Origin of the sequence: Pseudomonas lini (genome assembly GCF_964063345.1) — a bacterium.
GTDB lineage: Bacteria > Pseudomonadota > Gammaproteobacteria > Pseudomonadales > Pseudomonadaceae > Aquipseudomonas > Aquipseudomonas lini_B.
Genome location: NZ_OZ061318.1, coordinates 2414238 through 2436470, shown reverse-complemented (window position 1 = coordinate 2436470; position 22233 = coordinate 2414238). Strand labels below are relative to the sequence as shown.

Here is a 22233-nt window from a genome sequence, read left to right as displayed (position 1 = left end):
AATGTCTATGAGTCTGCCGCTTTTTCCGCTGAACACGGTGCTGTTTCCGGACTGCATCCTCGACTTGCAGATCTTCGAGGCGCGCTACCTGGACATGATCGGTCGCTGCATGAAACAGGGCGGCGGCTTCGGCGTAGTGTGCATTCTCGACGGTGAAGAAGTCGGCATCGCCCCTGAAGGTTACGCACGGGTGGGGTGCGAGGCGCTGATCACCGATTTCCATCAGCAGGACAACGGCCTGCTGGGCATTCGGGTGAAGGGCGGGCGGCGTTTTTACGTTGTGCGCACCGAGGTGCAGCGCAACCAGTTGATCGTCGCCGAAGTCGAGTGGCTGGAAGACGAGCCCGAGCAACCGCTACAGGATGAGGACGCCGACCTGGTCGCGCTGCTCAAGGCTTTGGCGGAACACCCGATGGTCGAAGCGCTGAGCATGGGCACCGAAGCGACAGGGCAACAGTCGCTGGCCAACCAGTTGGCGTATCTGTTGCCGTTTGCCGAGGTGGACAAGATAGACCTGCTGCAACTTGATGATCCGCAGCAGCGGCTGGATGCGATTCAGGCGTTGCTGAATGAGTTGCAGGGTGAGTTGTTTGCCTGACGTCCGCCAGAAGATCGCAGCCTGCGGCAGCTCCTACATTAAATTGGCGTACACCCTGTAGGAGCTGCCGAAGGCTCGGGCCGCGTTCGGACGATCTTTTGATCTTTTCAGTACGCATACCGCAACATCGCATGCGGCATGTGCCTCAACGCAAAGAAACCGAACAACGCCACCAACGATGGCAACACCAGCCACCAGATTTTCGGCGGCATGGCATTGAGCGAAGTCTGGCGTTGAGTCAGCCAAAGGCTCGCCGCACACACGCACGCCGCCAGCATTGCGCCGGCCAGCACATCGGTCGGCCAGTGCGCGCCCAGGTACACCCGTGACAGGGCAATCATCAGCGCCGGCAAGCAGCCCACTAATAACCAGGTCAGGCGCATGCGCGGTGGTTGTCCGCGACCGGCAAGCACTGCGAGCGTCAAGAACAGCGCGAAAGAGCCCGAGGCGTGGCCGCTGGGCATGCTGTAGCTGGTCAGTGGATCACTCAGCACTTCCGGGCGCACACGGGCGAAAAAGTGTTTGGTCGCAGTGTTGCCCAGCGCGGTGAACAGCAGGGTGCCGCCAGCGAAGATCGCGTGTCGCCATTGTCGTGTCAGCAACAGCAAAACTGTCAGCAGGGCGCTGAGCATAAACATGTTGCGCAATTCACCGATCAGCGTGAACACCACCGCCACTTCATCGAGCGCCGGGCTGCGGTGTTCCTGGATCAGGGTCATCAATCCTTGGTCGAGGGCGGTCAGGTGCGGGTAACCGATGAACAGGCCGATCAGGATCAACAGGCTCATGCTGCTGATCCAGATGGTCGCCCGGCGATGGCGGCGCAGGCTGCTGTTTGCGCTCAGGCCGACCATCACTGCAATGCTGCCGGCGACAATCCCGGCTTCAAGCCAGAAACCTTCCGGCAATGGCAAGCGGATCGCCGCCCCGGTGGCCCAGCCCGGCAGGAGATAGGCGAGGCTCCAGCCCGCGGCAGCCAACAGGCTGACGACGGCGAAGCGCGGGAAGGGCATGTCGCACATCCCGGCGACCATTGGCAACATTGGCCGCAGCGGGCCGATAAAGCGTCCGACCAACAGGCTGGCGATACCATAACGCTGGAAATAAGCCTCGGCCCCGGCCATCCATTCCGGATGATGGCGCAACCCCGGCAGGCGCCGGATGTTCTGGTGGAAATGTCGCCCTAACAAATACGAAACGATGTCGCCCAGCACTCCGCCGAGAAAGCCCATCAACAGCGTTTCACCCAATGACAGCGCGCCACTGCCGGCCAGCACCGTCACGGCAAACAGCAACACCGTGCCGGGCACGATCAATCCGACAATCGCCAGGCATTCCATACAAGCCACTACGAACACTGCCGCGGCCAGCCATTGCGGATTGACCGTCAACCAACCGGTCACGCTATCGAGCCATGGGCCCATAAAAACAACTCCATCTGATTCAATTAGCCCTTGGTGGGCGAACACAATTTAAACAACTCCATAAAACCCTGTGGGAGCGGGCTTGCCCGCGATGGCGCCGGGACAGTCAGCATTGATGTCGACCGGTAGGGCCCTATCGCGGGCAAGCCCGCTCCCGCAGGGATTCCCGTTTACCTGTAGCCCGGGCACGTCTCAGGACAACAAAAAATAATCGCGACCTTCGATTTGCCCCCGGCGCAGCGGGTTGCGCGTGCAGTAAAGCGCGTAAGCCGCATCAACAAAGCGGTACATCAAGTGTTCGTCGCGCCCGTGGGGAATGCCCAGGCGTGTGGTCTGGATGATATGGCCGGGCGCGGGCCCGACATCTTCCACCAGCAGCACTTCATGGTCGAAGCGCTTGGTGTCCCAGACCGGCACCTTCAGCCCCAGCGCCTTGCAGAGCAATGTCTGCCCGGCACACAGCTTTTGCGAGGGGCGAGGGCGGCCCTGGGCATCGGGATTGTTCAAAAGCATTTGCGCCAGGCTTGCCGGCCCGCTCAATTCATCGACCCATGGATAGGCGGATTTGATCAATACCGCATTGCCCGGCCCCTGAGCGCTGAAGTTCAGGGAATCACCGCCGCGGGCGTAATACATATAGATGTGGCCGCCATCCAGAAACAAAGCTTTACGCTTTTCTGTGTAGCCAAGGGAGGCGTGGCTGCCTTTTTCTTCGCAGTAATAGGCTTCGGTCTCGATGATCCGGGCACTTAGCCACAGGTCGCCGACCCGATGACGGATGATTTTGCCCAGTAAATCCCGGGCCAGCGTTTGGGCATCGCGGTCGAAAAATGCATCCGGCAACCCCTTGGGCTGGCGCGTAGTGGATGCAGAAACAGGCAGGTTGGTCATGATGAACAGCGTTTATCAGGGCTGATTGAGTCGTGATGATAACAATATGCAGCTTAATCCCGGCTGAACGTCGGCAAATTGCGCTCCATTTCGACCATCCGCCTGTCACCGCTGTTAGTCCCGGGACGCGACAGCTATAATCTGCCGCTTTACTCTTTACCAAGACCTTAGCAAAGACCATTGCAGACCATGACTGAGTCCGTTCTTGACTACATGACCCGTTTGGGTCGCGCCGCCCGCGAAGCTTCCCGCGTGATCGGCCGTGCCAGCACCGCGCAGAAAAACCGCGCCTTGCAGGCGGCTGCCACTGCGCTGGACGCTGCACGCGCCGAGCTGACCTCAGCCAATGAACTGGATTTGGCCGCCGGCCGTGCCAATGGTCTTGAGCCTGCTCTGCTGGAACGCCTGGCACTGACCCCGGAGCGCATCGACGGCATGATCGTCGGTTTACGCCAGGTCGCGGCATTGCCGGACCCGGTGGGTGCGATCCGCGACATGAGTTATCGCCCTTCTGGCATCCAGGTCGGCAAGATGCGCGTGCCATTGGGCGTGATCGGGATCATCTACGAATCACGGCCGAATGTGACCATCGATGCCGCCAGCCTGTGCCTGAAGTCCGGCAACGCCACCATCCTGCGTGGCGGCTCCGAGGCGATTCATTCCAACCGTGCGATTGCCGCCTGCATCCAGCGCGGCCTGGCCGAAGCCGATCTGCCGGCCGCCGTGGTGCAAGTGGTTGAAACCACCGATCGTGCCGCCGTTGGCGCGCTGATCACCATGCCTGAATACGTCGACGTCATTGTGCCCCGTGGCGGCCGTGGCCTGATCGAACGGGTCAGTCGCGATGCCCGCGTGCCCGTCATCAAGCACCTGGACGGCATCTGTCACGTCTACGTCAGTGCCCACGCCGATCTGCCGAAGGCCCAGCGCATTGCGTTCAACGCCAAGACTTACCGTTACGGTATCTGTGGCGCCATGGAAACCTTGCTGGTCGATCAGGCAGTCGCCAAGGAGTTCCTGCCGTCGATGGCTGCCCAGTTCCGCGAAAAAGGCGTCGAACTGCGCGGTTGCGAGCTTACCCGGGTGATCATCGAGGCCGTTGCGGCCACTGAAGAAGACTGGCACACCGAATACCTGGCGCCGATCCTCTCGATCCGCGTGGTTGACGGGCTGGATCAGGCCATCGAGCACATTAACAAGTACGGCTCCCATCACACCGATTCGATCGTCAGTGAAAACCTGGCTGACACCCGGCGTTTCGTGGCTGAAGTCGATTCGTCTTCGGTGATGATCAACACCCCGACGTGCTTCGCCGATGGCTTCGAATACGGATTGGGTGCCGAGATTGGCATTTCTACTGATAAGCTGCACGCCCGCGGCCCGGTGGGCCTCGAAGGGCTGACCTGCGAGAAGTACGTCGTGGTCGGTGACGGGCAGTTGCGCGGCCAGGAGTCGGTCTGACTTGGGCGACTTCGACCCATCAGCCCAAGTGACCGCCAGCGAGCCTCAGCCTCGACGCATTGGCGTATTGGGCGGGACCTTCGACCCGGTGCACATCGGCCATTTGCGCGGTGCGCTGGAAGTCGCCGAATCGCTGGCGCTCGATGAGTTGCGTCTGACACCCAGTGCCAGGCCGCCTCATCGGGGCACGCCGCAGGTGTCGGCGAAGGACCGTCTGGCGATGGTCAAGTGCGCGGTGGCCGGTGTGCCGCCGTTGGTGGTGGACGCTCGCGAATTGCAGCGGGATAAACCGTCCTACACTATCGACACCCTGGAATTGATGCGCGCCGAATTGGCCGCCCCAGACCAGGTTTTTCTACTTTTGGGCTGGGACGCATTTTGCGGCCTGCCCACTTGGCACCGCTGGGAAGAGTTGCTCCAGCATTGCCACATCCTGGTGCTGCAACGCCCGGATGCCGACAGCGAACCGCCGGATGCCTTGCGCAACCTGCTGGCAGCGCGCTCGGTGAGCGACCCGCTGGCCCTCAAAGGGCCGAGCGGACAGATTGCATTCGTCTGGCAGACGCCGCTCGCGGTATCCGCCACCCAGATCCGTCAACTGCTGGCCAGCGGTAAGTCGGTACGTTTCCTGGTGCCCGACGCGGTCCTGGCCTACATCGATGCGCACGGGCTTTACCGTGCGTCGAACTGAAAAAGGGTGCGCTTCAAGGCACGTGAATGCGTGTAGCGAAGCGCCCGAACATACGAGCAAAACGAGTTTTATATGACTGACAAAGACGTAAGCAAAGTAAAGCGCAAGGGCACGTTCAAGAGCGCCCCACTGCCAGTAGAGGCCCCAACCGGGCCGGAGCTGCGTGGCGAAGAGCTGGTCAAGGTTGCCGTAGCAGCCCTGGAAGACGTCAAGGCCCAGGATGTTCTGGTGATCGACGTTCGTGAAAAGCAGAGCATCACTGACTTCATGATCATCGCTACCGGTACTTCCAACCGCCAGATTGGCGCGATGCTGGATAAGGTCCGCGAGGCGGTCAAGGCCCAGGGCGTCAAGCCGTTGGGTGAAGAAGGCAAGGGCGACAGCGACTGGGTGTTGCTGGACATGGACGACGTCATCGTGCACATGATGACTGCCAGCGCTCGCCAGTTCTATGACCTGGAGCGTTTGTGGCAGGGTGCCGAGCAGAGCCGTGCCGGCAGCGCCGCGCATCACAGCCCGGAAAACACCCATGAGCATTTCATCAAGCTCAACAAAGACCAGCAATAAGGGACCGCTGTGCGACTGCGACTGATCGCCGTCGGTTCACGCATGCCCAAATGGGTGGAAGAAGGCTGGCATGAATATGCCAAGCGTCTTCCATCCGAGCTGGCGCTGGAACTGGTGGAAATTCCGCTCAACACCCGCGGCAAGAACGCCGACGTGGCGCGCTTCATCCGTCAGGAAGGCGAAGCCATGCTGGCCAAGGTCGGGCCGAATGAGCGCATTGTCACCCTCGAAGTCCACGGCAAGCCCTGGAGTACCGAGCAACTGGCGGTCGAACTCGATCGCTGGCGGCTGGACTCGCGCACGGTGAATTTCATGGTCGGCGGCCCCGAGGGGCTGGCGCCGGAAGTCTGTGCACGGGCGGATCAACGCTGGTCGTTATCACCGTTGACGTTGCCGCACCCACTGGTGCGGATTCTGATCGGCGAACAGCTGTATCGTGCCTGGACAGTGTTGTCCGGCCACCCTTACCACAAGTAGTTCTGCCCTCATGTCCCAGCCGATCCGCATCAAGGACCACGAAAAAGACGCCCGTCTGGTGCGTGGCCGCGTCGTGTTCGGGGCTATTGCTGTGGTAACGCTGATTGGCGTGCTGATCGCGCGGTTGTATTTCCTTCAGGTGATCCAGTACGAGTACCACTCGACCCTGTCGGAAAACAACCGCGTCCATGTGCAGCCGATTCCGCCGACTCGGGGGTTGATCTTTGACCGCAATGGCGTGGTGGTGGCCGACAATCGGCCCAGCTTCAGCCTGAGCATGACCCGCGAACGCTCCGGTGACTGGCAACAAGTGCTCGACGTAATCGTCGAGGTGCTCGAGCTGACGCCCGAGGACCGGGTGATCTTCGAGAAGCGCATGCGTCAGGGTCGCCGGCCGTTCGAACCGGTGCCAATCCTGTTCGAGCTGACCGAAGAGCAGATCGCCCGCATCGCGGTGAACCAGTTCCGTCTGCCCGGTGTGGAAGTGGTCGCGCAACTGGTGCGTCATTACCCGCAGGGCGCGCACTTTGCGCATTCAGTGGGTTACATGGGGCGGATCAACGAGAAAGAGCTGAAGTCGCTCGATCCGGTGAGTTACAGCGGCACCCATCAAATTGGTAAAACCGGCATCGAGCGGTTCTACGAGCCCGAGCTGCACGGTCAGGTGGGTTACGAAGAAGTCGAGACCAACGCTCGGGGCCGCGTATTGCGCGTGCTCAAGCGTACCGAACCGATTTCCGGCAAGGACATCGTCCTGAGCCTGGACATCAAATTGCAGGAGGCCGCCGAAGCTGCACTCGGCGGTCGCCGTGGCGCGGTGGTGGCGCTGGACCCGAAAACCGGCGAAGTGCTGGCGATGGTCAGTCAGCCGAGTTTCGACCCGAACCTGTTCGTCACCGGCATCAGTTTCAAAGCCTATTCCGAGTTGCGCGATTCCATCGACCGGCCACTGTTCAACCGCGTGTTGCGCGGTCTGTACCCGCCGGGCTCGACGATTAAACCGGCGGTGGCGATTGCCGGTCTGGATGCGGGCGTGGTTACGGCGTCGACCCGGGTCTACGATCCCGGTTACTACCAATTGCCCAACTACGATCACAAATACCGTAACTGGAACCGTACCGGCGACGGCTACGTGGATCTGGACACGGCGATCATGCGGTCCAACGACACCTACTTCTATGACCTGGCCCACAAGCTGGGTATCGATCGGCTGTCGTCGTACATGAGCAAATTTGGCATTGGCCAGAAGGTCTCCCTGGACATGTTCGAAGAATCGCCGGGGTTGATGCCGACCCGGGAATGGAAGCGCGCGACCCGTCGTCAGGCCTGGTTCCCGGGCGAAACGCTGATTCTCGGGATTGGACAGGGCTACATGCAATCAACACCCTTGCAACTGGCCCAGGCTACGGCGCTGGTGGCGAACAAGGGTGTCTGGAACCGTCCGCACCTGGCCAAGACCGTCGAAGGCGAGCGGCCGAAGGATGAAAATCCGATGCCGGACATTGTCCTGCGTGACCCGTCGGACTGGACCAAGGTCAACCACGGCATGCAGCAGGTGATGCACGGTGCCCGCGGTACGGCGCGCAAGGCCTCCATCGGTGCTCAATACCGGATTGCCGGCAAGAGTGGTACGGCACAGGTGGTCGCCATCAAGCAGGGCGAAAAGTACGACCGCTCCAAGGTTCAGGAGCGTCACCGCGACCACGCCCTGTTCGTCGGTTTCGCGCCGGCCGACAACCCGCAAATCGTGGTGTCGGTGATGGTCGAGAACGGCGAGTCCGGTTCTGGCGTAGCCGCGCCGGTGGTGCGTCAAGTCATGGACGCCTGGCTCCTGGACCAGGACGGTCGACTGAAAGCCGAATACGCCAGCCCTATCAGTGCGGAGGCTACGGCCCGTGAAGAATAATTTCGATCGCATGCTCTCCAGCGAGGATGTGATGCGTCGCCGCGCAACGCTGTTGCAACGCCTGCACATTGACGGCCCGTTGCTGATCCTGCTGCTGACCCTGGCTGCCGGCAGCCTGTTCGTGCTGTATTCGGCCAGCGGCAAGAGTTGGGATTTGTTGGCCAAGCAAGCCACTTCCTTCGGCATCGGCCTGGTATCGATGATCGTCATCGCCCAATTCGAGCCGCGCTTCATGGCCCGTTGGGTGCCGGTCGGTTATGTGGTCGGCGTGCTGTTGCTGGTGGTGGTGGATGTCATGGGCCACAACGCCATGGGTGCCACGCGCTGGATCAATATCCCCGGGGTGATTCGCTTCCAGCCCTCGGAATTCATGAAGATCCTGATGCCGGCGACCATCGCCTGGTACCTGTCCAAGCGCACCTTGCCGCCGCAGCTCAAGCATGTGGGCGTCAGTCTGTTCCTGATCGGGTTGCCATTCATCCTGATCGTACGCCAGCCCGACCTTGGCACTTCGCTGCTTATTCTGGCCGGTGGCGCGTTCGTGCTGTTCATGGGCGGCCTGCGCTGGCGCTGGATTCTCAGCGTGATTGCCGCGGCTGTGCCGGTGGCGGTCGGCATGTGGTACTTCATCATGCACGACTACCAGAAGCAGCGAATCCTGACCTTCCTCGACCCCGAGAGTGATCCGCTGGGCACGGGCTGGAACATCATTCAGTCGAAAGCGGCCATCGGTTCCGGCGGCGTGTTCGGCAAAGGCTGGCTGCTCGGTACCCAGTCGCACCTGGACTTCCTGCCGGAAAGCCACACCGACTTCATTATTGCGGTAATGGGCGAAGAGTTTGGCCTGGTAGGCATCTGCGCACTGTTGCTGATTTATCTGTTGTTGATCGGTCGCGGACTGGTGATTACCGCCCAGGCGCAGACATTGTTCGGCAAATTGCTCGCGGGCAGCCTGACCATGACGTTTTTTGTTTACGTTTTCGTCAACATCGGTATGGTCAGTGGCCTGTTGCCGGTTGTGGGGGTGCCGTTGCCGTTCATTAGCTACGGAGGCACTTCGCTGGTGACGCTACTGTCAGCGTTTGGGGTTTTGATGTCGATCCATACCCATCGCAAGTGGATCGCACAGGTTTGAATAAGGTGAAGATTTCAATGCAAGTAATGCGTGGCTGGGCGGCTCGATACGCGCCATGGGTCGGCCTGGTAAGCATCCTTGGTACCGCGCAGCAAGCGTTGGCCGGCGATTACGAAGGCTCACCCCAGGTGGCCGAGTTCGTCGGTGAAATGACCCGCGACTATGGCTTTGCCGGTGAACAGCTGATGGGCGTGTTCCGCGAAGCCGAGCGCAAACAGTCGATTCTGGACGCGATCTCCAAGCCCGCCGAACGGGTTAAACAGTGGAAAGAATATCGCCCGATGTTCATCACCGACGCGCGCATCGCCCGAGGTGTGGACTTCTGGCGTCAGCATGAAGCGGTCCTGGCTCGTGCCGAACAGGAATACGGCGTGCCGGCGCAGGTGATCGTCTCGATCATCGGCGTCGAGACCTTTTTTGGTCGCAATACCGGCAATTTTCGGGTGATCGATGCCTTGGCTACCCTGGGTTTCGACTATCCTCCCCGTGCCGAATTCTTCCGCAAGGAATTGCGTGAATTCCTGCTGCTGGCCCGCGAGGAGCAAGTCGACCCGTTGACCCTCAAAGGCTCCTACGCCGGGGCCATGGGCTTGCCGCAGTTCATGCCGAGCAGTTTTCGCGCCTATGCGGTGGATTTTGACGGTGACGGCCACATTAATATCTGGAACAACCCGATTGATGCCATCGGCAGCGTCGCCAGTTATTTCAAGCGTCACGGCTGGGTCGCCGGCGAACCTGTGGTCAGCCGCGCCGATGTGCGTGGCGATCAGGTAGACGCGGGTTTGACCGCAGGCATCGAGCCGACGAAAACCGTCGGGGAGTTGCGGGCGCTGGGCTGGTCGAGTCATGATGCGCTGCGCGATGATATGCCGGTCACGGCTTTCCGCCTGGAAGGTGACAATGGCCCTGAATACTGGATGGGCCTGACGAATTTTTACGCGATCACGCGTTATAACCGCAGCGTGATGTACGCCATGGCCGTACATCAACTGTCTGAACAGCTGGTCCAAGCACGGGGCGTCAAGTAATGCGGGCATTGCCTATGAATAAACCCCTGAAGCTCATGGCATTCGCCGCGTTGGCGGTGCTGGTCGCCAGTTGTTCGACCAGCCGCTCGCCGACTCAGAAATCTCCGACCGCCGTTCGTTCGGCACCTGGCCTGGATATCAACCGGGCTCACAAGGATGGCGCACCCTGGTGGGATGTCGACGTTTCGCGCATCCCGGATGCCACGCCGACCCTGCACAGCGGTCCTTATAAAGCCAACCCGTACACCGTGCTGGGCAAGACTTACTTCCCGTTGCAGGAATCCAAGACCTACGTGGCCTCGGGCACTGCGTCCTGGTATGGCACCAAGTTCCACGGTCAGAACACCGCCAATGGCGAGGTTTACGACCTGTACGGCATGAGCGCCGCGCACAAGACCTTGCCACTGCCAAGTTACGTTCGGGTGACCAACCTGGACAATAACAAGAGCGTGATCCTGCGGGTCAATGACCGTGGGCCGTTCTACTCGGACCGGATCATCGACTTGTCCTATGCAGCGGCCAAGAAGCTCGGCTATGCCGAAACCGGTACCGCGCGGGTCAAGGTCGAAGGCATCGACCCGCAGCAATGGTGGGCAGCCAAAGGCCGTCCGGCGCCTTTGATGCTCAACGAGCCGCAAGTGGCGCAAAATGCCGCGCCCACCGTGACGGCCTCCACCGGCACCGTCGAGCAATGGACGCCACCTCCGCAGCAACACGCCGCGGCCGTTGTGCCCGTGCAGATCGATGCAAAAAAAAACGCTTCTGTACCAGCCTCTGGCCAGTATCTGCAGGTGGGCGCGTTCGCCAACCCGGACGCTGCAGAACTCCTGAGATCGAAGCTCAGCGGGATGGTGAGCGCTCCGGTGTTTATCAGCTCGATCGTGCGTAACCAGCAGACGCTGCATCGGGTGCGGCTGGGGCCGATCGGCTCGCCGGGTGAAATCCAGCAGGTGCAGAACAGCGTGCGACTGGCCAACCTCGGTTCGCCGAGCCTGGTCAGCGCCGAGTAATACGCAGTACTTGATTGACGGTTCGCTTGCGGTTTGGGGGGCGAACCGGGTTGTTGGCTCGTTGAAGAACAAAAGCCCGGCAAGGGTTGCAGAGTGAGCAACTGAACACGCGACAGCTTTTTAGAAAGTTGTCTGATTAGTTTTGCCTTAGGGCAGTTTCCATTAGCGATTTCGAGAGACGGATGAATATCACCACCTTTGCCAAACGCCTGTGCCTGCTAGTCCCGCTGCTCCTCTCGCCTGCCGCTTTCGCGGTCGAGATGATGCCGTCGCCACCGCAGTTGGCCGCCAAAGCCTATGTACTCATGGACGCCAGCAGCGGCAACGTGCTGGTGGAGAACAACGGTGACCAGCGTCTGCCGCCGGCCAGCCTGACCAAGCTGATGACCGCGTACATCGCGACCCTGGAAATCCGTCGTGGCCAGATCGGCGAGAACGATCCGGTGACCGTCAGCGAAAACGCCTGGCGTACCGGCGGTTCGCGGATGTTCATCAAAGTCGGCTCGCAGGTTACCGTCAACGACCTGCTGCACGGCATCATCATCCAGTCGGGCAACGACGCCAGCGTTGCGCTCTCCGAGCACATCGCCGGCAGCGAAGACGCTTTCGCCGACCTGATGAACAAAACCGCCGCCGACCTGGGCCTGACCAACACCCACTTCATGAACCCGACCGGCCTGCCAAATCCTGAGCACTACTCCTCGGCTCACGACATGGCAGTGCTGGCTCGCGCGATCATTCACGAAGACCCGGCTCACTACGCGATCTACTCGCAGAAAGAGTTCTTCTGGAACGGCATCAAGCAGCCTAACCGCAACCTGCTGCTGTGGCGCGACAAGACCGTCGACGGTCTGAAAACCGGTCACACCGACGAAGCCGGCTACTGCATGGTGTCTTCGGCCGTACGTGATGGCATGCGCCTGATCGCCGTGGTGTTCGGCACCAACAGCGATGTAGCTCGCGCTGCTGAAACCCAGAAGCTGCTGACTTACGGTTTCCGCTTCTTCGAAACCCAGACCTTCTATCAGAAAGGCGCCGAGCTGGCTCAGGCACCTGTCTGGAAAGGCACCACCAATCAAGTCAAGGCCGGCCTGGCTCAAGACCTGACCATGACCCTGCCAAAAGGCCAGCTGAAAAAGCTCGCCGCCAGCATGACCATGAACCCGCAACTGGTTGCGCCTATCGCCAAGGGCGATGTGATCGGTAAAGTCGAAGTGAAACTGGACGACAAGGTGGTGCACAGCGCCGACCTGATCGCTCTGGACGCCGTCGACGAGGGTGGTATCTTCCGCCGCATGTGGGATAGCATCCGTCTATTCTTCTACGGCTTGTTCAACTGAATTAGTGTGGACCTGCATGGCCCTGTTCCAATCCGGAGCGGGGCCGTGTCCGTTGCCACGGCTTACGAGGCCGTTACGCCATGACAGACACTGAAGTAAAGGCACCAAAAATCGAATTCCCCTGCGCGGATTACCCGATCAAGGTAATCGGCGACACCGGTGTGGGTTTCAAGGACAAGATCATCGCGATCCTTGAGAAACACGCGACCGTTGACCACAAAACTTTTGCCGAACGGCAGAGTACCAACGGCAAGTACACAACTATCCAGTTGCACATCATCGCCACCGGCCAGGAACAGCTGTACGACATCAACAGCGAGTTGCGGGCTACCGGTTTCGTGCACATGGTGCTGTGATGTCTGGCACGCTGGGCTTTCGCGAACTCGGCCAGATGGCTTACGAGCCGGTCTGGCATGCCATGCAGCGCTTCACCAACGAACGCGGTAGCGATGCCGCCGACGAGATCTGGCTGGTGGAACATCCGCCGGTGTTCACCCAGGGCCAGGCCGGCAAGGCTGAGCATCTGCTGTTGCCCGGGGATATTCCGGTGGTGAAGGTCGACCGCGGCGGGCAAGTGACTTACCACGGTCCCGGCCAATTGGTGGCCTACCTGTTGCTGGACGTGCGTAAGCTGGGGTTCGGCGTGCGTGACCTGGTCAGCCGCATGGAGCAATGCCTGATCGAGCTGCTGGCCAGCTACGGCGTGACCGCGGTGGCCAAGCCGGATGCGCCGGGTGTCTATGTCGATGGCGCGAAAATCGCTTCTCTGGGTCTGCGGATCCGCCACGGTTGCTCCTTTCATGGCCTGGCCTTGAACGTGGATATGAACCTGGAACCGTTTCGACGGATTAATCCCTGCGGCTACGCCGGGCTGGCAATGACCCAGCTGCGCGATCACGCAGGATCGATTGAATTTGCCGAGGTAAGTGCCCGGCTGCGCGCGCAGCTCGTCAAACACCTCGACTATGCTGAGCAGACGACCCTAACGGGCGGAATCGACTGATATGACTACTGATGCAGTGCAAACCATGATCCCGACGCTCGATGTCACCGAGCGTCCGGCCCCGCGTGCCAAGGTTGAAGCCGGCGTCAAGCTGCGCGGCGCCGAGAAGGTTGCACGCATCCCGGTGAAGATCATCCCGACCACTGAACTGCCGAAGAAACCCGACTGGATTCGCGTGCGCATCCCGGTTTCCCCGGAAGTCGACCGCATCAAGGCCCTGCTGCGTAAACACAAGCTGCACAGCGTGTGCGAAGAAGCGTCCTGCCCGAACCTGGGCGAATGCTTCTCCGGCGGCACCGCAACCTTCATGATCATGGGTGACATCTGCACCCGTCGCTGCCCGTTCTGCGACGTTGGCCATGGTCGTCCGAAGCCACTGGACGTCAACGAGCCGGAAAGCCTGGCTATTGCCATCGCCGATCTGAAACTCAAGTACGTCGTAATCACTTCGGTAGATCGCGACGACCTGCGTGACGGCGGTGCCCAGCACTTTGCCGACTGCATCCGCGAAATCCGCAAACTGTCGCCGAACGTACAGCTCGAAACCCTGGTCCCGGACTACCGTGGCCGCATGGACGTCGCGCTGGAAATCACCGCCGCCGAGCCGCCGGATGTGTTCAACCACAACCTGGAAACCGTGCCGCGCCTGTACAAGGCTGCGCGTCCGGGTTCGGATTACCAGTGGTCGCTGACCCTGCTGCAACGTTTCAAGCAGATGATGCCGCACATTCCGACCAAGTCCGGTTTGATGCTGGGCCTGGGCGAAACCGACGAAGAAGTCATCGAAGTCATGAAGCGCATGCGCGAACACGACATCGACATGCTGACCCTGGGCCAGTACCTGCAACCGTCCCGCAGCCACCTGCCGGTCCAGCGCTTCGTGCACCCGGATACCTTCGCCTGGTTTGCCGAGGAAGGTTACAAGATGGGCTTCAAGAACGTCGCTTCCGGTCCGCTGGTACGCTCCTCGTACCATGCCGACGAGCAGGCGAAACTGGTCAAGGCCGAGCTGATGTCGTCCTGATCCCGCTATGAGAAAACGCCCGCAAGGATTTTACCCTTGCGGGCGTTTTCATTGGCGTTGCCTACGGCCATTACCGCCTTTTCCTGCAAACCGTAGTACGACTGACCCTCTTCTGTTTATTCCCGTTCCTGACTACTGTGTGCTGAAGTATTCACGCAGGGAGAATCATGGATGACTGCTCGACCGACCCACACCCTTTGTCCTCATGCCCCCGTTCCGGCCTTGCCGCCTGCAGGGCTGATCGGCGTGATCGCGCCCGCCGGCCCCGCAGCGCTGGACACCGATAAAGCCATTGCCTGGATGCGCGCTCGCGGCTATTCGCTGCGGGTGTTTCCCGGTGTTTATGAGAAAGATGGCTACCTGGCCGGCAGCGATGATGTGCGGCTCAATGACTTGCATGGCGCATTCGCCGACAGCGAGGTCGATGCCATCATCTGTCTGCGTGGCGGTTACGGTACGCCGCGCTTGCTCGATCGCATCGATTTCGAATTACTACGCAACAACGCCAAGCCGTTTATCGGCTACAGCGACGTTACTGCACTGCACTCGGCTATCAGTCGTTATGCCGGGTTCGTGACCTTCCATGGCCCGATGCTCAACGCTGACCTGCTGGGTGACAAGCAGCAACCCACCGAGTTCTCGTTTTTCAATATGCTGCGTGGGCAGGTAAAGGCGGGCAGTGTGCTTTCTCACCCGGTGGCCTGGCCGTTGACCACAATCGAGCCCGGCATCGCTCACGGACGTTTGCTGGGGGGCAATCTGTCAATGATTGCCGCGACCATGGGCACGCCTTATGAGATCGATGCCGAGGGCGTCATCCTGTTCATCGAGGACATTAACGAGCCGCTGTATCGCATCGACCGGCTGCTGACTCATCTGCGTCTGGCCGGCACGCTGCACAAGCTGCGTGGGGTTCTGGTGGGGGATGTGGCAGGGGTTGATGCGATTGCGCTGCAGAGGTTGCTCAAGCAGACCTTTGCTCCTTTGCGGATACCGGTGCTATCTGGATGGCGCAGCGGGCATTGTGATCCGAATTTGACGCTGCCGATGGGCGCGCTGGTCAGGCTGGATGCGGGGGACAAGACGTTGGTGTTGGAGCAGGATGTGGTGATCAGGCGGTAGAGTTCGTCGCCTGTTAGTCAGTCATCGCGGGCAAGCCCGCTCCCACAAGGTTTAAGGTGTACGCAATGTTGTGATCACCTATGAACCTGTGGGAGCGGGCTTGCCCGCGATGCTTTTAGCGGCTACGCAACCCTTCGAGCAACTTGTGCGTCGGATAACCATCCGCCGGCCAGCCAAACGACTGCTGGGCGCTGCGGATTGCTTTGCGGGTATTGGCGCCGATAATCCCGTCGGCGGTCCCTGCGTCGTAGTTCTGGGCGCTTAGCAGGTTTTGCAGCTCGATTCGCTCGGTACGGCTTAGCGGCAAGTCATCTTTTGGCCATAGACCGCTGATTAGTCCACCGCCATTGAAACGCTCGGACAACAGACTCACGGCCAAGGCGTAGGACGAAGAGTTGTTGTACTTGAGGATCGCGCGAAAGTTATCGAGGACCAGGAACGCCGGGCCGCGATAGCCTGCCGGCAGCAGCAGGGCGGCCGACAGGTGTTCGGAGCCTGCCGGAACCTGAGCGCCATTGGGCAGGATCACCCCCAGTTGTCGCCATTCGGCAACGCTCTTGCGAATCGTGCCATCGGCCAGGGCGTAATTGAAGTCGCTCGGCAGCTGTGCTTCGAAACCCCAGGGCTGGCCTTTCTGCCAGCCGGAGCTTTGCAGGTAGTGCGCGGTCGAGGCCAGTGCATCTGCGGAGCTGTTCCAGATGTCCCGGCGGCCATCACCGTCGAAGTCCACGGCGTGGGTGTTGTAGGTGGTCGGAATGAACTGGGTCTGGCCCATGGCGCCGGCCCAGGAACCGAGCATTTTCTCAGGTTCGATATCGCCCTGTTGCAGGATTTGCAGGGCAGCGATCAGCTGTGCGTGAGCAAAGCCCGGACGTCGACCTTCATAAGCCAGGGTCGCCAGGGAGTTGATCACCGACTTGTTGCCCTGGAACTGACCAAAGTTACTTTCCATGCCCCACACCGCAACCAGAGCCTGGCGGTCGACGCCATAGCGCTGTTCTATGCTTTGCAGGATGTCGGCGTACTCGCCGACCAGTGCCTGACCTTTTCGCACCCGTAACGGCGACAGCGCGCCATCGAGGTATTCCCACACCGGGCGAGTAAATTCTGGTTGGCTGCGATCGGCACGGATCACGCTGTCGTCCACGCTGACATTGGCAAACGCACGGTCGAACAGGTCGGCGCGAATACCGGCGGCGAGGGCGTCTTTACGGAAACCCGCCTGCCATTCGGCAAAGGTCTGGGTAGGCTGGATGTCGAGATTCTCACCAGTCGGAACCACCGGCGGAATGATCGCAGGGGCCGTCGCAACGGTGCGGGTCTGAAGCGGTTGGGCGTCGGCGGCGGTGGGTTTTTCCGCGCAGGCGACAAGCAGAATGAGGCTGGAGGCAGCTATCAGTTGGCGAAGGGGCCAACGACGGGAAATACAAAGGGGCATGCACAGGTCCAGAGGATACGAATCAGGTGCAGACCTTAACATGTTGAGCGATGGCTTGCCTTTCAGGCCGCCAGAAAGTAAGAAGCCTCCCAGCTATTAGACTGGAAGGCTTCGCGGCGGTAGCTGCCTTTGCCCTTGCCGGCTCGTTCCTGACGGCTGCGGAACAGTGGCTGGGCGATGATGGATTTGGCCTTGTTGGGGCCATGCTTCGATGGCTTTTTGCTCATGATGATTTCTCGCAAGTGAGTGGTTTTTTGCGGGGCAAATCATCGGCCGAAGTCGGGGTTTTGTCTAGTCCCCGCATTGTGTAGGAAATGATACCTGTGGCGAGGGAGCTTGCTCCCGTTCGGCTGCGTAGCAGTCGTAAAACGGATAGCCGAGGAGTATCTGAAGACGCGCGGTGACTGGTTTTAGGGTCGCTTCGCAACCCAGCGGGAGCAAGCTCCCTCGCCACAAAAGCCTTATTCGGCAGGCAGCGACAATCTCTGACCGGCCATCAACAGCGTCAACCGACTCAGGCTCATCCATGGAGATCCCGCTGCCTGACCTTTGATCTGCGCGTCGATGCGCTGCGCTTCGAGCAGCAACTGCGCCCAGCGTTGCGCCGAGTAACGTTGCAGCGCCTTGCTCATCAGCGGTTTGCGTTTGTCCCAGATCGGCGGTCTGGCCTGGCTGAAGGCTTTGTCCAGCGGCACGCCCTGGCTGTATTGCAGCGACAGGTTGGCCAGCAGGCGCAGCTCCCGGGCCAGCGCCCAGAGAATCACCGGCGGTTCGACGCCTTCGCCGCGCAACCCTTCGAGCATGCGCAAGGCGTGAGCAGCCTCGCCATTAAGAATCGCATCGGTCAGGCCGAAGACATCGAAACGCGCGCTGTCGGCCACCGCCGCTTGCACGGTTTCGACGGTGATCTGGCCACCCTCGGCCATCAGCTTGAGCTTTTCGATCTCCTGGGCGGCAGCCAGCAGGTTGCCTTCGACTCGAGCGGCGATCAGTTCGACGGCGTCCTGACTGGCTGATAGCCCGGCCTGGGACAGGCGTTGACGGATCCAGCTCGGCAACTGGTTGGTGTCCACGGGCCAGATCTGCACGAACTGGGTCTGCGGACCTTCGACCAGTGCCTTGCCCCACTTGGTTTTCTGCGCGCTGCCATCAAGCTTGGGCAGGCTGATCAGCAGCACCGTGTCTTCGGCCGGGCGCGAGCAATACTCAATGAATGCCGCCGCGCCTTTGTCACCGGGTTTGCCGGAGGGCAGACGCAGCTCCAGAAGACGCTTTTCGGCGAACAGCGACATGCTGGCGCCGGCCTGCAGCAGCGTACCCCAGTCGAAACTGGCGTCAGCGGCAAAGACCTGGCGTTCATCGAAACCTTGCAGGCGGGCAGCCGCGCGAATGGCGTCGGCGGCTTCCTGACACAGCAGTGGGTCATCGCCACTGATGACGTAGACCGGCGCGAGGGCGCCTTGCAGGTGTTTACCGAGTTGGGCGGGGGCGAGTTTCATAAGAAGAGGCGAACGGGGCGCCTGAGCGCCCCGTAAGGCTTATTGCTGCGGCAGTTCGACAGGCGACTGACGCGGCGTCTGCGCTTCAGCCTTCTGCGCTGCTTCCAATGCGTCGGCTTCAGCCTTGGCCCTGGCGTCAGCGGTCTGTTGCAGCTGTTCCAACTGGGTCGGAGAGAGCTGTTGCAGGCGCAGCATCATGCGTTGAACCAGTTCACGACGCATTTCCTTGCGGGCATCGTTGGCTTCCTGATCGGAACCCACCAGGTTGTTGCCGTCATGGATGAAGACTTTCTGTACTTCGAGCTTGTCGCTCAGCAGTGGCAGGTTGCCCTGACCCTGGATGTCGTAGTTCAACACCATGGTCATCTGGTACTCGCCAGTACGACCGGCGCCCGCGTAACTGAGGATGCGCTGGCTTTCCTGCTCATCGGTCAGCACCAGTTTGTGAGGTGCGCCGCTGTAGACCTTGACGCCGCTGCTTTCCAGCACCTGACGCAGTTGCGTCACGGTTTCGCCGTAGGCATTGCGGGCGCTCAGGTCGAGTTCCTTGATCGCCAGTTCGGTGGTGCCGGTGCCGCGCAGCTGGAAGCCGCAGGCACTCAGCAGGACTGCAAGGCCCATTACCAGCAAATTGCGTTTGATCATCTTGTTGCTCCCCTTGAAACCATGTGGGCCGGTCAAGCGGCCCGAAAGGTTTTACTCGGCGCCAGGCATGACCTGGCGCCCGATCCAATTTAGCTGGCGACGATATTGACCAGTTTCCCGGGCACTACGATCACTTTGCGAATAGTCAGGCCATCGACGAAGCGCAGGACGTTTTCGTTGGCCCGTGCGGCAGCTTCGACTTCTTCGCGGCTGGCGCTGGCCGGCATTTCGATGTGGCCGCGCAGTTTGCCATTCACTTGAATGACAAGCTGCAGGCTGTCCTGCACCAGGGCATTTTCGTCCAGTACCGGCCAACCGGCATCGATTACCGGGTCAGCATGGCCCAGTCGATGCCACAGATCGTGGCTGATGTGCGGGGTGATCGGTGCCAGCAGCAGGACTACGGCTTCCAGACCTTCGTGAATCAGTGCGCGATCCTGTTCGGTGCCTTGCGCGGCTTTTTCCAGCACGTTCATCAGCGTCATCACTTGGGCGATGGCGGTGTTGAATTTGTGGTTCTGGCCGACGTCGTGGCTGGCCTGCTTGATGGCCTGGTGGATCGAACGGCGAATGGCTTTCTGTTCGTCGTTCAGGCTGGTGACGTCCAGTTTGCCCGGAAGGCCCTGAGTGACGTGCGCTTGAGCCAGACGCCAGACGCGTTTGAGGAAGCGGTGCGAACCCTCTACGCCGGAGTCAGACCATTCCGCGCTCATGTCGGGCGGGGAGGCAAACATCATGAACAGGCGGCAGGTGTCTGCGCCGAACTGGTCAATCATCGACTGTGGGTCGACGCCGTTGTTCTTTGACTTGGCCATCTTCTCGGTGCCGCCGATCTCCACCGGCAGGCCGTCTGCGATCAGCTTGGCGCTAATAACCTTAGCCTTGCTGTCGCGCTCGAGTTCCACGTCCGCCGGGTTGAACCAGGTGTAAGCACCATTGGCTTCGCGACGATAGTAAGTCTCGGCGATCACCATGCCCTGGGTCAGCAGGTTCTTGAACGGCTCGTTGGAGCTCACCAGGCCTTCGTCGCGCATCAGCTTGTGGAAGAAGCGCGCATAAAGCAGGTGAAGAATGGCGTGTTCGATACCGCCGATGTACTGATCCACTGGCAGCCAATGGTCGGCAGCCGCTTTGTCTACCAGGCCACCTTCATAGTGTGGCGAGGCGTAGCGGGCGTAGTACCACGAGGACTCGACAAAGGTGTCCATGGTGTCGGTTTCACGCTTGGCCGGTGCGCCGCATTTCGGGCAGGTGCACTCGTAGAACTCGGGCATGCGTGCCAATGGCGAACCAGCACCATCCGGTACGACGTCTTCCGGCAGCACCACGGGCAGTTGATCTTCCGGGACCGGCACATCACCGCAGGTGTCGCAGTGGATGATCGGGATCGGGCAGCCCCAGTAGCGCTGACGGCTGATGCCCCAGTCGCGCAGGCGGAACTGGGTGCGCGAGGCGCCGAGGTTTTTCTTGATCAGCGCCACTTCCATGGCGTCGAAGGCGCCTGCGAAGTCGAGGCCGTCGAGTTCGCCGGAGTTGATCAGCGTGCCGTGCTCGCCGTACGCATCCTGCCAAGGGGCCGGGCTGGTGTCGCCGGAACTTGTGCGCACCACGGATTTGATCGGCAGGTTGTACTTGGTGGCGAACTCGAAATCACGCTCATCGTGAGCCGGAACAGCCATCACCGCGCCATCGCCGTAATGCATCAGCACGTAGTTGGCGACCCATACCGGGAGTTTTTCACCGGTCAGTGGGTGTTCGACGAACAGCGAGGTCGGCAGACCTTTTTTCTCTTGAGTGGCGACGTCGGCTTCGGCGACGCTGCCGCCCTTGCATTCAGCGATGAACGCTTGCAGCTCAGGGTTGTTCTGTGCGGCCAGGGTAGCCAAATGGTGTTCGGCGGCCACGGCAACGTAGGTCGCGCCCATCAGGGTGTCTGGACGGGTGGTGAATACTTTCAGCACGCCGGTTTCGCCAATGGAGGCGACGTCGAACGGGAACTGCACTTCCATGCCGCGGGATTTGCCGATCCAGTTGCGCTGCATGGTCTTGACCTGCTCAGGCCAGCCCGTCAGTTCGTCGAGGCTTTCCAGCAGCTCATCCGCGTAGGCGGTGATCTTGAAGTAGTACATCGGGATTTCGCGCTTTTCAATCAGCGCGCCGGAACGCCAGCCGCGACCGTCGATCACTTGCTCATTGGCCAGAACGGTCTGGTCGACCGGGTCCCAGTTCACGGTGCCGCTTTTCTTGTAAATCACGCCTTTTTCGAACAGGCGAGTGAACAGCCATTGTTCCCAGCGGTAGTAATCGGGCTTGCAGGTGGTCACTTCACGCGACCAGTCCACCGCCAGGCCCAGGCTGCGCAGCTGGGTTTTCATGTAGGCGATGTTTTCGTAGGTCCACTTGGCGGGCGCTACGTTGTTCTTCATCGCGGCGTTTTCCGCCGGCATGCCGAAGGCGTCCCAACCCATGGGTTGCAGGACGTTCTTGCCTTGCATGCGCTGGTAGCGGGAGATCACGTCGCCGATGGTGTAGTTGCGCACGTGCCCCATGTGTAGCTTGCCGCTGGGGTAAGGGAACATCGACAGGCAGTAGAACGTCTCCTTGCCTGGCTGTTCACTGACTTCAAAGGACTTTTGCTCGTCCCAGAACGACTGGGCGGCGGCTTCGATTTCACGGGGCTGATATTGTTCGTGCATGGCTACTTTTGAACTGAATAGGGGTGGCCTAATCCTCTTCAATGCAACGCTGGACGGTGATAACGCCAAATCGACGTTTCGGTGTCCAGGCGAGCTGGAAGTGGAGTTACAGGAAGCGCCGTAGCATACATGACCGCGCTCTACCGAGGGAAACCCTGATTACACGCAAGGACGCAGCGAATACCCGTCCCGAGGGCCGTTGGTCGCGGCACTCAGCCGGTTTTTTCAGTGAGGCTAAGCTCTAAAAGGGGAGTGAGTCTTATCTTCAATGAGGTGAT

21 protein-coding genes are annotated in these 22233 nt (G+C 60.4%); 14 read left to right on the top strand and 7 right to left on the bottom strand.

Features of this window, described 5'->3' with window-relative positions:
- Positions 1 to 7 precede the first annotated feature (7 nt).
- Positions 8 to 598 (top strand): LON peptidase substrate-binding domain-containing protein, encoded by a 591-nt coding sequence (locus AB3226_RS10970; protein ID WP_367373089.1) that lies wholly within the window; start codon positions 8 to 10, stop codon positions 596 to 598.
- Between the two features lie 107 nt (positions 599 to 705).
- Here AB3226_RS10970 and AB3226_RS10965 read toward each other — a convergent pair whose 3' ends face one another.
- Together AB3226_RS10965 and AB3226_RS10960 are read right to left on the bottom strand one after the other, a co-directional pair.
- Positions 706 to 2022: a bifunctional DedA family/phosphatase PAP2 family protein gene (locus AB3226_RS10965; protein ID WP_367373088.1), complete on the bottom strand. Its 1317-nt coding sequence runs from the start codon at positions 2020 to 2022 to the stop codon at positions 706 to 708.
- A gap of 192 nt (positions 2023 to 2214) precedes the next feature.
- Complete coding sequence (locus tag AB3226_RS10960; RefSeq protein ID WP_367373087.1) at positions 2215 to 2913, bottom strand: DNA-3-methyladenine glycosylase; 699 nt, start codon at positions 2911 to 2913, stop codon at positions 2215 to 2217.
- 189 nt (positions 2914 to 3102) lie between these two features.
- Here AB3226_RS10960 and AB3226_RS10955 point away from each other — a divergent pair, with 189 nt between their 5' ends.
- The 13 genes from AB3226_RS10955 (at position 3103) to AB3226_RS10895 (ending at position 15677) form a co-directional block, all read left to right on the top strand.
- A complete protein-coding gene (locus AB3226_RS10955; RefSeq protein WP_367373086.1) occupies positions 3103 to 4374 on the top strand; it encodes a glutamate-5-semialdehyde dehydrogenase in 1272 nt (423 codons plus the stop codon).
- Between the two features lies 1 nt (position 4375).
- Positions 4376 to 5065, top strand: coding sequence for a nicotinate-nucleotide adenylyltransferase (gene nadD, locus AB3226_RS10950; protein ID WP_008009047.1), 690 nt, complete (start codon positions 4376 to 4378; stop codon positions 5063 to 5065).
- A 72-nt stretch (positions 5066 to 5137) separates the two neighbouring features.
- On the top strand, positions 5138 to 5632 hold the full coding sequence (gene rsfS, locus AB3226_RS10945) for a ribosome silencing factor (protein ID WP_367373085.1): 495 nt from the start codon (positions 5138 to 5140) through the stop codon (positions 5630 to 5632).
- Positions 5633 to 5641: 9 nt separating this feature from the next.
- Entirely contained in the window at positions 5642 to 6109 is a 468-nt protein-coding gene (gene rlmH / locus AB3226_RS10940) for a 23S rRNA (pseudouridine(1915)-N(3))-methyltransferase RlmH (RefSeq protein WP_003185785.1), read from the top strand.
- Positions 6110 to 6119: 10 nt separating this feature from the next.
- A complete protein-coding gene (mrdA, locus tag AB3226_RS10935) occupies positions 6120 to 8015 on the top strand; it encodes a penicillin-binding protein 2 (RefSeq protein ID WP_367373084.1) in 1896 nt (631 codons plus the stop codon).
- Between the two features lie 31 nt (positions 8016 to 8046).
- A complete protein-coding gene (gene rodA, locus AB3226_RS10930; RefSeq protein WP_367375783.1) occupies positions 8047 to 9150 on the top strand; it encodes a rod shape-determining protein RodA in 1104 nt (367 codons plus the stop codon).
- Between the two features lie 17 nt (positions 9151 to 9167).
- Positions 9168 to 10178, top strand: coding sequence for a lytic murein transglycosylase B (gene mltB / locus AB3226_RS10925; protein ID WP_367373083.1), 1011 nt, complete (start codon positions 9168 to 9170; stop codon positions 10176 to 10178).
- Positions 10178 to 11188 carry a septal ring lytic transglycosylase RlpA family protein gene (locus AB3226_RS10920; protein WP_367373082.1) on the top strand — a complete coding sequence of 337 codons (1011 nt, stop codon included), beginning with the start codon at positions 10178 to 10180 and terminating at the stop codon, positions 11186 to 11188. Before mltB ends, AB3226_RS10920 begins: the two co-directional genes overlap by 1 nt.
- Before the next feature lie 182 nt (positions 11189 to 11370).
- Positions 11371 to 12528, top strand: a complete 1158-nt coding sequence (locus AB3226_RS10915; RefSeq protein WP_223485746.1) for a D-alanyl-D-alanine carboxypeptidase family protein — start codon at positions 11371 to 11373, stop codon at positions 12526 to 12528.
- 80 nt (positions 12529 to 12608) lie between these two features.
- A complete protein-coding gene (locus AB3226_RS10910) occupies positions 12609 to 12884 on the top strand; it encodes a DUF493 domain-containing protein (protein ID WP_038981383.1) in 276 nt (91 codons plus the stop codon).
- Entirely contained in the window at positions 12884 to 13531 is a 648-nt protein-coding gene (gene lipB, locus AB3226_RS10905) for a lipoyl(octanoyl) transferase LipB (RefSeq protein ID WP_183682885.1), read from the top strand. Before AB3226_RS10910 ends, lipB begins: the two co-directional genes overlap by 1 nt.
- 25 nt (positions 13532 to 13556) lie before the next feature.
- Entirely contained in the window at positions 13557 to 14555 is a 999-nt protein-coding gene (lipA, locus tag AB3226_RS10900; RefSeq protein WP_161794746.1) for a lipoyl synthase, read from the top strand.
- Between the two features lie 171 nt (positions 14556 to 14726).
- Entirely contained in the window at positions 14727 to 15677 is a 951-nt protein-coding gene (locus AB3226_RS10895) for an LD-carboxypeptidase (protein WP_367373081.1), read from the top strand.
- A gap of 115 nt (positions 15678 to 15792) precedes the next feature.
- On the opposite strand, the gene AB3226_RS10890 is transcribed toward AB3226_RS10895, so the two are convergent.
- The 5 genes from AB3226_RS10890 to leuS form a co-directional block, all read right to left on the bottom strand.
- Positions 15793 to 17115, bottom strand: coding sequence for a lytic murein transglycosylase (locus AB3226_RS10890; protein ID WP_367373080.1), 1323 nt, complete (start codon positions 17113 to 17115; stop codon positions 15793 to 15795).
- A 62-nt stretch (positions 17116 to 17177) separates the two neighbouring features.
- Positions 17178 to 17342 carry an alternative ribosome rescue factor ArfA gene (gene arfA, locus AB3226_RS10885; protein ID WP_003176285.1) on the bottom strand — a complete coding sequence of 55 codons (165 nt, stop codon included), beginning with the start codon at positions 17340 to 17342 and terminating at the stop codon, positions 17178 to 17180.
- Positions 17343 to 17576: 234 nt separating this feature from the next.
- Positions 17577 to 18614 carry a DNA polymerase III subunit delta gene (holA, locus tag AB3226_RS10880; protein ID WP_367373079.1) on the bottom strand — a complete coding sequence of 346 codons (1038 nt, stop codon included), beginning with the start codon at positions 18612 to 18614 and terminating at the stop codon, positions 17577 to 17579.
- Between the two features lie 39 nt (positions 18615 to 18653).
- Positions 18654 to 19259 (bottom strand): LPS assembly lipoprotein LptE, encoded by a 606-nt coding sequence (lptE, locus tag AB3226_RS10875; RefSeq protein WP_367373078.1) that lies wholly within the window; start codon positions 19257 to 19259, stop codon positions 18654 to 18656.
- An 89-nt stretch (positions 19260 to 19348) separates the two neighbouring features.
- The gene (leuS, locus tag AB3226_RS10870; RefSeq protein WP_367373077.1) at positions 19349 to 21955 is read right to left on the bottom strand and encodes a leucine--tRNA ligase; all 2607 of its coding nucleotides are present in this window, start codon (positions 21953 to 21955) and stop codon (positions 19349 to 19351) included.
- Positions 21956 to 22233 lie beyond the last annotated feature (278 nt).

Bases quoted from the DNA above. Each gene is read 5' to 3' on its own strand.
- AB3226_RS10970 (WP_367373089.1), top strand. From the start codon at position 8: ATGAGTCTGCCGCTTTTTCCGCTGAACACGGTGCTGTTTCCGGACTGC.
- AB3226_RS10965 (WP_367373088.1), bottom strand. From the start codon at position 2,022: ATGGGCCCATGGCTCGATAGCGTGACCGGTTGGTTGACGGTCAATCCG.
- AB3226_RS10960 (WP_367373087.1), bottom strand. From the start codon at position 2,913: ATGACCAACCTGCCTGTTTCTGCATCCACTACGCGCCAGCCCAAGGGG.
- AB3226_RS10955 (WP_367373086.1), top strand. From the start codon at position 3,103: ATGACTGAGTCCGTTCTTGACTACATGACCCGTTTGGGTCGCGCCGCC.
- rsfS (WP_367373085.1), top strand. From the start codon at position 5,138: ATGACTGACAAAGACGTAAGCAAAGTAAAGCGCAAGGGCACGTTCAAG.
- mrdA (WP_367373084.1), top strand. From the start codon at position 6,120: ATGTCCCAGCCGATCCGCATCAAGGACCACGAAAAAGACGCCCGTCTG.
- rodA (WP_367375783.1), top strand. From the start codon at position 8,047: ATGCGTCGCCGCGCAACGCTGTTGCAACGCCTGCACATTGACGGCCCG.
- mltB (WP_367373083.1), top strand. From the start codon at position 9,168: ATGCAAGTAATGCGTGGCTGGGCGGCTCGATACGCGCCATGGGTCGGC.
- AB3226_RS10920 (WP_367373082.1), top strand. From the start codon at position 10,178: ATGCGGGCATTGCCTATGAATAAACCCCTGAAGCTCATGGCATTCGCC.
- AB3226_RS10915 (WP_223485746.1), top strand. From the start codon at position 11,371: ATGAATATCACCACCTTTGCCAAACGCCTGTGCCTGCTAGTCCCGCTG.
- AB3226_RS10910 (WP_038981383.1), top strand. From the start codon at position 12,609: ATGACAGACACTGAAGTAAAGGCACCAAAAATCGAATTCCCCTGCGCG.
- lipB (WP_183682885.1), top strand. From the start codon at position 12,884: ATGTCTGGCACGCTGGGCTTTCGCGAACTCGGCCAGATGGCTTACGAG.
- lipA (WP_161794746.1), top strand. From the start codon at position 13,557: ATGATCCCGACGCTCGATGTCACCGAGCGTCCGGCCCCGCGTGCCAAG.
- AB3226_RS10895 (WP_367373081.1), top strand. From the start codon at position 14,727: ATGACTGCTCGACCGACCCACACCCTTTGTCCTCATGCCCCCGTTCCG.
- AB3226_RS10890 (WP_367373080.1), bottom strand. From the start codon at position 17,115: ATGCCCCTTTGTATTTCCCGTCGTTGGCCCCTTCGCCAACTGATAGCT.
- arfA (WP_003176285.1), bottom strand. From the start codon at position 17,342: ATGAGCAAAAAGCCATCGAAGCATGGCCCCAACAAGGCCAAATCCATC.
- holA (WP_367373079.1), bottom strand. From the start codon at position 18,614: ATGAAACTCGCCCCCGCCCAACTCGGTAAACACCTGCAAGGCGCCCTC.
- lptE (WP_367373078.1), bottom strand. From the start codon at position 19,259: ATGATCAAACGCAATTTGCTGGTAATGGGCCTTGCAGTCCTGCTGAGT.
- leuS (WP_367373077.1), bottom strand. From the start codon at position 21,955: ATGCACGAACAATATCAGCCCCGTGAAATCGAAGCCGCCGCCCAGTCG.